The sequence below is a fragment of the Myroides sp. N17-2 genome, from assembly GCF_002286775.1.
In the GTDB taxonomy this organism is placed as follows: Bacteria; Bacteroidota; Bacteroidia; order Flavobacteriales; family Flavobacteriaceae; genus Flavobacterium.
Genome location: NZ_NSGJ01000104.1, coordinates 1 through 870 on the forward strand (window position 1 = coordinate 1; position 870 = coordinate 870).

Below are 870 nucleotides of genomic sequence, written 5' to 3' on the forward strand. Positions count from 1 at the left end.
CCAATAAAGCTTAGTTTGAAATAACTTGAGCCGTGTGCAGGGAAACTTGCACGCACGGTTCTTAGGGGAGTCGGCTCAGGTAACTGAGCCCTCTTACCCGACTATCACGCACCTATATCTAAGTTAGTAATGTTTAATTACAGCCCCACACGTAGTGGTAGTGCTGCACTACCTGTATTGGAAAACTTCAAAGGTTACCTCCAGACTGATGGCTATTCTGGGTACCTTGCCTATGGAGCTAAGTCTGGTGTGACTCATCTTGGTTGTTGGGCGCACGCTCGTCGTGAATTTGAAAGAGCCTTAGATAATGATAAAACAAAGGCACAGTATGTACTGGTAGAAATACAAAAACTATACGCTGTAGAGAGAAAAGCAAAAGAGCAAAACTTAACTCCTGAGCAAATTAAAGAGCTTCGTCTTAAAGAGAGTTTACCAATTGTCAATGAACTTGGTAAATATATGTTTGCCCAAATAAAACTTACACTTCCTAAAAGTCAAATAGGTAAAGCCTTTGCTTACTCACAAACTAGATGGGACAATCTAAGCGCATATCTTTATGATGGAAATCTACAAATAGACAATAACCTTGTAGAAAACGCGATTAGACCGGTTGCACTAGGTCGAAAAAACTACTTATTTGCAGGATCACACGATGCAGCTCAAAGAGCAGCGATGGCTTATACTTTCTTTGCTAACTGTAAAAAGCATGACGTTAACCCTTATCAGTGGTTAAAATATGTTCTTGAAAATATTCAATCTATAAATCACAAGAAGATTACTGACCTATATCCTCATAATTACAAAACGTTAATCACTGACGCTGTACAATAATATTTAGACTTCACAAGATGTACTTGCTCGGGCGGATAC

At 39.2% G+C, this 870-nt stretch carries 1 pseudogene; it reads left to right on the forward strand.

Features of this window, described 5'->3' with window-relative positions:
• Positions 1-102: 102 nt before the first annotated feature.
• Positions 103-831, forward strand: a pseudogene (locus CF599_RS19260) (IS66 family transposase); the annotation flags it as partial.
• Between the last annotated feature and the right edge of the window lie 39 nt (positions 832-870).